Source organism: Mesorhizobium sp. (assembly GCF_024509055.1).
In the GTDB taxonomy this organism is placed as follows: domain Bacteria; phylum Pseudomonadota; class Alphaproteobacteria; order Rhizobiales; family Rhizobiaceae; genus Mesorhizobium.
This window is the reverse complement of the sequence record NZ_JANINM010000204.1, coordinates 1-3141: the sequence shown is the minus strand read 5'-3', so window position 1 is coordinate 3141 and position 3141 is coordinate 1. Positions and strand designations below refer to the sequence as shown.

Below are 3141 nucleotides of genomic sequence, written 5' to 3'. Positions count from 1 at the left end.
AGCTCCATCGGCGCATGGCCGTGGCTCCAGACGTCCCAGGAGGTGTTGAGCGTGATCACCGCCCCGTTCGCGAACTCCAGCAGCGCATGGATGGTGGTCGGCGTGTTGACCGGGATTCTTTCGCCGGCGCGAGGTTGCGAGCTGATGGTGCGCTCCTTGGCCGGCGTCGTCGCGAAGGCGGCCACCTGTTTGACCGGCCCGATCAGCTGGATCAGGTTGGTGACGTAGTAGGGCCCGATGTCCAGCACCGGACCCGCGCCCGGCTGGAAGAAGAAGTCGGGATTGGGGTGCCAGTGCTCCATGCCATGGCTCATCACATGGCATGTGCCGCTGGTGATCGAGCCGAGCTTGCCGCTGTCGATCAGGTCGCGCACCAGCTGGTGGGCACCGCCGAGGAAAGTGTCCGGCGCCGAGCCTATGCGCAGGCCCTTCTTCTCGGCCCGGCTTTCGAGATCAAGCCCTTCCTTGATCGAAAGCACGAACGGCTTTTCCGAATAGACATGCTTGCCGGCGTCGAGCACCGCCTTCGACACTTCGTAATGCACGGCCGGGACCGTCAGGTTGACGACGATGTCGATCTCGTCGTCCTTGAGCAGTTCGTTGACCGTTTCGGCGCGGAGCTTGAACTCCTTCGCCCGCGCCTTGGCGGCCTCCATGTTGATGTCCGCACAGGCGCGCATCTTGATGCCGCGAAACAACGGCGCCAGCGAGAAATATGCCTTCGAAATGTTGCCGCAGCCGATGACGCCGACGCCAAGCTTATCTGCCATTTTGATTACTCCTGCCAGCTCTTGGCTGCCGCGATCGAGCGGCGGGCATAGCGCTCGATGTCATTGGGATTATCCTGCTCCATGATGAAGTACTTCGCCGCGCTTTTGGCGCGCAATGTCCTGAACAGACCTGCCCAGCCTATGGTGCCGTGGCCGACATCCGACCAGCCGTCCTCGTCCAGCCCCTCGCCGGGCTTGGCCATGTCCTTGATATGCACGGCGCTGATGCGCTTGCCGTGCTTTTCGATCCAGGGCAGCGGGTCGGCGCCGCCGCGCACCACCCATGCGACATCCATTTCCCAGCCGATGTCCGGGGCGGCCGCCAGGATGTGGTCCTGCGGCAGCGAGCCGTCGGCGAGCGGCTTGAACTCGAAATCATGGTTGTGCCACGCAAAACCGTAGCCGGCCCTCTTCGCAGTCTCGCCGACCTTGGCCAGGCGCTCGCCGAAGCCGCGCCAACCGGCCGCGTCGGACGGTCGGGCTTCGGCGACCAGATAGGGGCAGATCAAGAGCGAGATGCCGAGCGCGTCGGCGATCCTGCGGACGCCGTCAAAATCCTTTTCCAACGCCTCGATCGAGAAATGGCCGGTGGGCATCGCAAGACCGTTCTTGTCGAGCTCGGCGCGGAAGGCCTTCGGATCGTCATAGACGCCGCCGAAACCCTCGACCTGGCTGTAGCCGAGCTTGCCGAGCATTTTCACCACGTTGTCCCACGGTTGGAAATTGCGGGCGCTGTAAAGTTGGAATGACCAGTTCATCTGTCTGTCCGTTCTGTTGTTCCTGGGAGGTTAAAGCCGGTTGCCGGATTGGGCGTCGAAGAGCGAGGCACGCATCGGGTCGAAGCCGATGGTGACGGCATCGCCGTTTTTCGGCGTGCGTTCGGAGGTCACGCGCACGGTGAAGTTCTGCTTGCCGAGCTTCAGCCAGACCAGTGTGTCGGAGCCCATCGGCTCCACGACCTCGACATTGGAACTCGCGGTGAAGGGCCAGCCCGTGCCGCTGTTGAAGGCGACATGCTCGGGACGAATGCCGAAGACCACCGGACCCGGCACCGGTTCCTTTTCGAAGGCATAGGTCGCAAGCGGAATTTGCACATCCTCGGAGGCAAAGCGCCAATCGCCCTCGCCTTTCTCCAACCTGCCGTCGATGAAGTTCATCGCGGGCGAGCCGAGAAAGCCGGCGACGAAACGGTTGACCGGCCGGTTGTAAATGGTCTGCGGCGCGTCGAGCTGCTGAATGACGCCGCCCTTCATCACCGCGATGCGGTCGGCGAGCGTCATTGCCTCGATCTGGTCGTGGGTGACGTAGATCATCGTGTTTTGCAGCCGGCGGTGCAGCAGCTTGATCTCGACGCGCAGCTCCGAGCGCAATTTGGCGTCGAGATTGGAGAGCGGCTCGTCGAACAGGAAGACGTCAACGTCGCGCACCAGCGCGCGGCCGATCGCGACGCGCTGGCGCTGGCCGCCGGAAAGCGCTGAAGGCTTGCGTTGCAGCAGCGGCTCGATCTGCAGGATTTCGGACGCGCGAGCGATGCGCTTGGCGATCTCGTCCTTCGGCACGCCGGCGACGCGCAGGCCGAAGGACAGGTTCTTCTCCACCGTCATCTGCGGATAGAGCGCGTAGGACTGGAACACCATGCCTATGCCGCGGTCCTTCGGCTCCTCCCAGGTGACGTTCTTGCCCTTGATGAAGATGCGCCCGGCGGAGATGTCGAGCAGGCCGGCAATACAGTTGAGCAGGGTCGACTTGCCGCAGCCCGAAGGCCCGAGCAGCACGATGAACTCGCCGTCGGCGACATTCAGGTTGAGCGTCTGCAGCACCGACACGGCGCCGAAACTGAGCGACAGATCCTGGATCGAAACGCTGGGATTGGCGATTGCCGCTGCCATCATCATCCTTTCACCGCGCCGGCGGCGATGCCGCGCACGAAAAGCTTTCCGGAAACGAAATAGACGACGAGCGGAACCAGCCCGGTCAGGATGGTGGCAGCCATGTTGACGTTGTATTCCTTCACGCCCTGCACCGAGTTGACGATGTTGTTCAGCTGCACCGTCATCGGATAGGTGTCGGGGCGCGTGTAGACGACGCCGAACAGGAAGTCGTTCCAGATGCCGGTGACCTGCAGGATGATGGCGACGACGAAGATCGGCAGCGACATCGGCAGCATGATGCGCAGGTAGATGCCCCAGAAGCCGGCGCCGTCGACGCGCGCCGCACGGAACAGCTCCTCCGGCATCGAGGTGAAATAGTTGCGGAACAGGAGCGTCAGGATCGGCATGCCGAAGATCGAATGCACGATCACCAGCCCGGTGAGCGTGCCGTAGATGCCGATCTCGCGCAGGATGATGACGATCGGATAGATCATCACCTG

The 3141-nt window shown here is 62.8% G+C and carries 4 protein-coding genes; all 4 read right to left on the bottom strand.

Annotated features, from left to right (window positions below):
- Positions 1-770 (bottom strand): Gfo/Idh/MocA family oxidoreductase (locus Q0L57_RS09530; RefSeq protein ID WP_296741570.1); only part of this gene is annotated, 770 nt, incomplete at its 3' end.
- Between the two features lie 5 nt (positions 771-775).
- Positions 776-1528, bottom strand: coding sequence for a sugar phosphate isomerase/epimerase (locus tag Q0L57_RS09525; RefSeq protein WP_296741567.1), 753 nt, complete (start codon positions 1526-1528; stop codon positions 776-778).
- Between the two features lie 30 nt (positions 1529-1558).
- Positions 1559-2659: an ABC transporter ATP-binding protein gene (locus Q0L57_RS09520; RefSeq protein WP_296741573.1), complete on the bottom strand. Its 1101-nt coding sequence runs from the start codon at positions 2657-2659 to the stop codon at positions 1559-1561.
- Positions 2660-2661: 2 nt separating this feature from the next.
- The coding region (locus Q0L57_RS09515) for a carbohydrate ABC transporter permease (protein ID WP_296741564.1) at positions 2662-3141 on the bottom strand (480 nt) is incomplete at its 5' end.